Below are 6,075 nucleotides of genomic sequence, written 5' to 3'. Positions count from 1 at the left end.
CCCAGTATGTAAGACCCCTTGAAGACGACGAGGTAGATAGGTTGGAGGTGGAAGTGCAGCAATGCATGGAGCTGACCAATACTAATCGGTCGAGGGCTTATCCAAATCATAAAACGCAGATTCGTTTCGGATTCAGTTTTCAGGAATGAAGGTTCCTGAAGCATTTACGCTGTAAATGCCCGTTTGGTGGCGATAGCGGAGGGGTTCCACGCGTACCCATCCCGAACACGACCGTTAAGCCCTCCAGCGCCGATGGTACTTGGACCGAAGGGTCCTGGGAGAGTAGGACGCCGCCAAGCGGACAACCACACTCTGTGGTATTTTTTTTGCCCATAACAATTACATAAGATAAAAGGGCCTTTAGCTCAGCTGGTTAGAGCGCACCCCTGATAAGGGTGAGGTCGGTGGTTCGAGTCCACTAAGGCCCACCATTTTCCCTGATAGCTCAGTTGGTAGAGCACTCGACTGTTAATCGAGTTGTCACAGGTTCGAGTCCTGTTCGGGGAGCCATCATGGAGAGGTGTCCGAGTTTGGCCGAAGGAGCACGATTGGAAATCGTGTAGGCGCCACAAGCGTCTCGAGGGTTCGAATCCCTCTCTCTCCGTTGCGTTACATCCTTAAACGTTATTTTTATTTAAATCATGGCCCGTTGGTCAAGGGGTTAAGACACCTCCCTTTCACGGAGGTAACATGGGTTCGAATCCCATACGGGTCATATTATGGAGGCTTAGCTCAGCTGGGAGAGCATCTGCCTTACAAGCAGAGGGTCGGGGGTTCGAACCCCTCAGCCTCCACCATAGTGCTTTTGATAAGTTTTTACTGACGCGGGGTGGAGCAGCCCGGTAGCTCGTCGGGCTCATAACCCGAAGGCCGCAGGTTCAAATCCTGCCCCCGCAACCAATTTGGAACCGTGGTGTAGTTGGCCTAACATGCCTGCCTGTCACGCAGGAGATCGCGGGTTCGAATCCCGTCGGTTCCGCCATTATTATTGGCATCAAGGTATCAGGGATTGAGAATCTTATATCTCGAAGTATAGAGTATCCACCCGATTCCGTGTTTTTGCTAATTATTAATATTGGGGATTAGCCAAGCGGTAAGGCAACGGACTTTGACTCCGTCATTCATAGGTTCGATTCCTATATCCCCAGCCATTATGTATAAGAGCCATTAGCTCAGTTGGTAGAGCACCTGACTTTTAATCAGGGTGTCGAAGGTTCGAGTCCTTCATGGCTCACCATTTTTCTTCTAAAGTGTGCGCGTGTGGCGGAATGGCAGACGCACCAGACTTAGGATCTGGCGTTTTACGACGTGGGGGTTCAAGTCCCTTCACGCGCACCATGTTTTTGCGGACGTGGCTCAGCGGTAGAGCATCGCCTTGCCAAGGCGAGGGTCGCGGGTTCGATTCCCGTCGTCCGCTCCATATAGATTTTGCGCCCTTAGCTCAGCTGGATAGAGCGTTTGACTACGAATCAAAAGGCCGGGAGTTCGAATCTCTCAGGGCGCGCCATTTATACTTTCAGTAGAATTCTAATAACGGGATGTAGCTCAGCTTGGTAGAGCACCTGGTTTGGGACCAGGGGGTCGCATGTTCAAATCGTGTCATCCCGATTTTACACCTGTGCGGGTGTAGTTCAATGGTAGAACTTCAGCCTTCCAAGCTGATAGCGTGGGTTCGATTCCCATCACCCGCTTAATTGTTAATCGAGAGAACCCTTGTGGAGCAAGGGTTTTTTTTGTGCTTTTCACCTTATTGTGTTTTTGCCGACAGTCAGAAAGTGTAGGGAACTGATATTATTAGGGTGGCGAGCACAATATCATGAATACCAGGAAATTAAGGAGCCTACATCTATGACTGACAAAGTAATTCGGATCTTCAAAATTATCAACGCCATTCAGTCCAGTCCAGGGATTACAGCTTCGGATCTGGCGATCAGATGCGATGTGAACATAAGAACTGTCTACAGGGATTTGGAGATCATAAGCCATTTTGCGCCTGTAACGAACGAGGGTAGAGGTACTGGCTATAAGTTTATGGGTAAGTTTTTTTTGTATCCGCTGGATTTCTCCGAGCAGGAGGCAATGGCCTTTTCTCTTTTACCGTCTATCCTGAATCAGGATAAGATTCCCCCAGGCTTCCATACCGCCTATGATAAGGTCATGGGCACACATCTCAAGGAAAAATCCAAGTCTAACGCAATACTTGAGAATATTGGCGATATTATTCAAATGGGTAAACCTGCTTACCGCAAAGAAAGCCGGAACTTCCTGCAGCCGATTATCGGCGCGATTGTGGAGCAGCAGAGCATTCGGGCTATCTATCATTCCCAGTCGCGCAATGCTACTACACAGCGTGTGATTGATCCGTATTACTTGATTCCGAGGGATCAGCGGTTTTATCTGATTGGATACTGCCATCTTAAGGAGGCCATCCGGACTTTCCGAATCAGCCGTTTTCAGGAGGTGGAGGTGACGGATAAGAGCTTTGATAAAGGCGATTTTAATATTAAAAAGTATCTGAAAAATACCTGGTCCATTGACCGTGGCAATAAAAATATTAAGTTTAAGGTGCGCTTTCACCCTGAAATTGCCCGTTATATTAAAGAAGAAGAGCTCTTTGTCCATCCATGGATGAGCGATGAGCAGGATGGCAGCCTGCTGTTTGAAGTGACTGTCAACAATGAGAAGGAATTCACCAAGTGGATTCTGCAATATGGCCCAAATGCTGAAATTCTGGAACCGGCGTCGGCCAGAGAAGGGTTGAAGGGTCAGCTTACCCAGTGGATGGAGATTTACCAAAAGTGAGCAGGTACGATAAAAGCGATTTTTGAATAGGAAGACTTCACAGCAACATGCGTCAATGAGCGCAGGCCCTTCATCCCCGTCATTAACATGGCAGATGTTACTTAGAGCGTTAGGGGGAATTCAATCTTCTTTGCATTTATAATACATAGCTTATGCCAGGGAATAGGTTATTTTTTTGTAACCCGTAAATCGAGAAACTTTTACCATCTTCAATGCGTCAAATAGATAGAAAAAAATGAGGATTTTAGCATATCCAGGAGGATGAACTAGTGAAGAAGTTATGGATTTCTATTGTAGTGGGGTTGTTAGTGTTTCCGATGATGTTTCAATCCCCAGCCCAGGCGGGCACACCCATCAGTATTATTATTGATGGAGTCCCATTGTCTACAGATCAGCCACCTGTAATGGTGAGTGGGCGGACGATGGTACCGTTACGTGCAATCTTTGAAGCCTTTAATGCCAACATCAAGTGGAATCAGAAGACACAAACAGTAACGGCCACTAAGGATGATACGACGGTTATATTGAAGATCGGCTCCAAGATAGCTACGATTAACGATAACTCTGTAAGTCTCGATGTACCCGGTCTAAATTTGAAGGGCAGAACAATGGTTCCGACACGGTTCGTAAGTGAAGCTATGGGTCGAGAAGTGGGATGGAACCCGAAGACCAAAGTTGTGACTATAACCACCTCGGCCCCGAACGTTGGGAATGCAGGTCCGGCTACTAGCGTAGCAGCGCAGGATGTAAGTGATTTTGGTGACGGCCGTGATCTGCAAGTTAGCTTCACTCGAGCGGCAGATGAGTCACTAGTGGATCATTACCGAGTTCTGATTGTTAAAGCAGGGTATACCCTTAATCTGTCATCAGCACAAACGATAGCCTCATCTAATTATTCCGCTGTACTAGCAACAGGTTCAAATCCTACGATTAAATTGACTGCTACTTCGAGGACTGTTGACGGCGATTCCATTAAGAGTAATCAAGCGTACATTGCTTATGTCTTGACGGTTGGCAAGGGGAATAATGCCAGTACGCTTTCTAGTGGGTCTTCCCCTATTACACTAGTAAATAACACTGCAGAATTACTAAGCAATATAAAAGTAAATGATATCAGCGACTATGGTGATGGGCGAGATTTATTCGTCAGCTTCAACAAGCTGTCAGATGAGACGAAAGTAAGTTCTTATCGGATATTCGTGATCAAAGCTGCTAATTATTCAACTTTTAATTTGGCGAAAGCAAACGCTGTTGCCAGTTCTGATTCCACACAAGTGAGCAAGACGGGTTCTAACATCTCCCAGATCTTGTCTTCAGGGGCCAAGGATGTGGATGGAGCTCTTGTTAAAACAGGGGTTAGTTATCGGGTGTTTGTCATGGCGATTGATAGCAGTAATGCAGCTAATAATGTGTTATCTTCTGCTTCATCTGCAATTACGCTGTCAAACGTAGGTATCACTGGCTTGAGTGTTAGCGACGTTAGCGATTATAATGATGGCCGTGATTTGCGGGTGTCATTTACTCATGCTACGGATGAAACCTATATTAGCCAATACCGAATCTTAGTAGTACCCGCATCATATTCCAGCAGCTTTAGCTTACCTGACGCGAATAATACATCGAGTGCCTACTATACAACCGTGAGCACTACAGGATCTACTACCAATCAAGTATTGAACTCGTCAGCAAGAGATGTACGCGGCAATTTGATAAAGAATGGCACTAGCTATAAAGTATATGTGTTATCTATCGGAAGCGGGTCTTATTTAGGGGCTAACGTACTATCATCTGCTTCATCGGATATTATGTTGTTGAATGTTTCGAGCTTGAGTGCCGTTTCTAACTTAAGTGTTAGCGATGTTGACGACTATGGTGATGGCCGTGATTTGCGGGTGTCATTTACTCATGCCACGGATGAAACCTATATTAGCCAGTATCGGATTATGGTAGTGCCCTCGTCATATTCCAGCAGCTTCAGCTTATCTGATGCGAATAATGTATCGAGTACCTACTATACAACCGTAAGTACAACTGGATCTACTACTAATCAAGTATTGACCTCGTCAACCAGAGACGTGCGTGGCGCTTTGATAAAGGACGGAATTAACTATAAAGTGTATGTGTTATCCATCGGAAACGGGAATTATTCGGGTTCTAATGTATTGTCTGGGGAATCGCCTGTCATTACCTTGTCGGGTAAGACCCCGGTCATCTCTGTAACGAATGTAACGTATAGTGTGAACGATGGTAAAATACTGATAAGTTTCAACAAATCATCCATTGAGACGAATATCTCAGAATACCGGGTATTGGTAGTTCCTTCCAAACAGGCCTTTGGTTCGACGGATGCCTTGGGGGTGCAAGCTTCGTTCTATAAGTCGATCGCTCCTAATGGAACGAATCCTTCAATAGTGACTGCGACGAGGGATGTTAATGGAGCCTTAATTACAAAAGGGAAAAAATATAAGGTGGATATTCTTGCCGTAGCCAATAGTAGTGGTGTGCAGAATGGTGGCCTCTCAGATTCAACGGAAGAGTTTGAACTATAACTCGCTCAAGTGGAAACGGCTATGCCGTCCTCTTACAAGGTTATGCTTCCGAAGCAGCCAGCGATACTACGTATCGCTTTCAGATATCCGTTTCAGCGAGATATATGAGAATGGTTAATGGTGTGAAACATATAAATCCTTATATTTGTACAAAATGCATTGAAAAGACAATATTGGAGTAGCTTTGTAAGGGGCTGTCCCATAAGTGGATTTTCTATGACTTAGACAGCTTTCTTCATTCTTAAGACCTCAAAAAGTGAGCAAAGCAGCGATTCTCCCGTTATTGGAGGATCGCTGATCTGTGTTTTTGGTCATTGGCAGCTTGCTTCAGCAGATTATGAGCAAGTGAAAGCCACCCGACTTCAAGCGTCACTTTTTCCATGCCGCGAAGCAGAAACCTCCGGAAGCCCCGGTTGTTCTTCAGTTGTCCAAACACGCTTTCTGGTTCTGTCATTCGGCGGACGGCCAAGGCATAACGTTCTTCACTCCGTAGAATCTCCCGAGCCTGACTCTGGTACCGCAATCGTTCCAAACTGACGACCACTTCTCGATTTCCTTCGGCTTTCGTACATTGTTCCTTCAGTGGGCAGCCCTCGCAGCTCTGGCTACGGTAATGACGTTTTCGAATTTCATATCCACTCCCCAGCGTTTCCTTGCTTTCTTTGCGGAAATGCAGCGTTTGTCCAGCTGGGCACGTCCATGTATCCTCGGCTTTGTTGTATGT

Annotated in this window: 3 protein-coding genes, 14 tRNA genes and 2 rRNA genes; 18 read left to right on the top strand and 1 reads right to left on the bottom strand. The window is 46.1% G+C overall.

The genetic code is table 11. The features are described 5' to 3' along the window. The 18 genes from A3848_RS24475 to A3848_RS24390 form a co-directional block, all read left to right on the top strand. A 23S ribosomal RNA gene (locus tag A3848_RS24475) occupies positions 1 to 105 on the top strand; the annotation flags it as partial. 77 nt (positions 106 to 182) lie between these two features. Beyond that, positions 183 to 299: ribosomal RNA gene (gene rrf, locus A3848_RS24470) — 5S ribosomal RNA — on the top strand. A 55-nt stretch (positions 300 to 354) separates the two neighbouring features. Then, positions 355 to 431, top strand: a tRNA-Ile gene (locus A3848_RS24465). 3 nt (positions 432 to 434) lie between these two features. Beyond that, a tRNA-Asn gene (locus tag A3848_RS24460) sits at positions 435 to 510 on the top strand. Between the two features lie 4 nt (positions 511 to 514). Next, positions 515 to 604: transfer RNA gene (locus A3848_RS24455), tRNA-Ser, on the top strand. A 39-nt stretch (positions 605 to 643) separates the two neighbouring features. Beyond that, a tRNA-Glu gene (locus tag A3848_RS24450) sits at positions 644 to 715 on the top strand. A gap of 6 nt (positions 716 to 721) precedes the next feature. Further along, a tRNA-Val gene (locus A3848_RS24445) sits at positions 722 to 797 on the top strand. Positions 798 to 823: 26 nt separating this feature from the next. Continuing rightward, a tRNA-Met gene (locus tag A3848_RS24440) sits at positions 824 to 900 on the top strand. Between the two features lie 4 nt (positions 901 to 904). Next, positions 905 to 982 (top strand) — tRNA-Asp (locus A3848_RS24435). Between the two features lie 94 nt (positions 983 to 1,076). Further along, positions 1,077 to 1,151, top strand: a tRNA-Gln gene (locus tag A3848_RS24430). Positions 1,152 to 1,161: 10 nt separating this feature from the next. Next, positions 1,162 to 1,237, top strand: a tRNA-Lys gene (locus A3848_RS24425). Positions 1,238 to 1,254: 17 nt separating this feature from the next. Beyond that, a tRNA-Leu gene (locus A3848_RS24420) sits at positions 1,255 to 1,338 on the top strand. 7 nt (positions 1,339 to 1,345) lie between these two features. Continuing rightward, positions 1,346 to 1,420 (top strand) — tRNA-Gly (locus A3848_RS24415). Positions 1,421 to 1,430: 10 nt separating this feature from the next. Beyond that, positions 1,431 to 1,507 (top strand) — tRNA-Arg (locus tag A3848_RS24410). 27 nt (positions 1,508 to 1,534) lie between these two features. Further along, positions 1,535 to 1,608, top strand: a tRNA-Pro gene (locus A3848_RS24405). A gap of 12 nt (positions 1,609 to 1,620) precedes the next feature. After that, a tRNA-Gly gene (locus A3848_RS24400) sits at positions 1,621 to 1,691 on the top strand. A gap of 157 nt (positions 1,692 to 1,848) precedes the next feature. Continuing rightward, positions 1,849 to 2,802 carry a helix-turn-helix transcriptional regulator gene (locus A3848_RS24395; RefSeq protein ID WP_074087488.1) on the top strand — a complete coding sequence of 318 codons (954 nt, stop codon included), beginning with the start codon at positions 1,849 to 1,851 and terminating at the stop codon, positions 2,800 to 2,802. 269 nt (positions 2,803 to 3,071) lie between these two features. Beyond that, positions 3,072 to 5,351, top strand: coding sequence for a copper amine oxidase N-terminal domain-containing protein (locus A3848_RS24390; RefSeq protein WP_074087487.1), 2,280 nt, complete (start codon positions 3,072 to 3,074; stop codon positions 5,349 to 5,351). Positions 5,352 to 5,631: 280 nt separating this feature from the next. On the opposite strand, the gene A3848_RS24385 is transcribed toward A3848_RS24390, so the two are convergent. Next, positions 5,632 to 6,075 (bottom strand): transposase (locus A3848_RS24385; RefSeq protein ID WP_178382071.1); only part of this gene is annotated, 444 nt, incomplete at its 5' end.

The organism is Paenibacillus sp. P32E (genome assembly GCF_001909085.1).
GTDB lineage: Bacteria > Bacillota > Bacilli > Paenibacillales > Paenibacillaceae > Paenibacillus_AQ > Paenibacillus_AQ helianthi.
The sequence above is the reverse complement of the archived record's forward strand: the minus strand, read 5'-3'. Positions and strand labels throughout refer to the sequence as shown.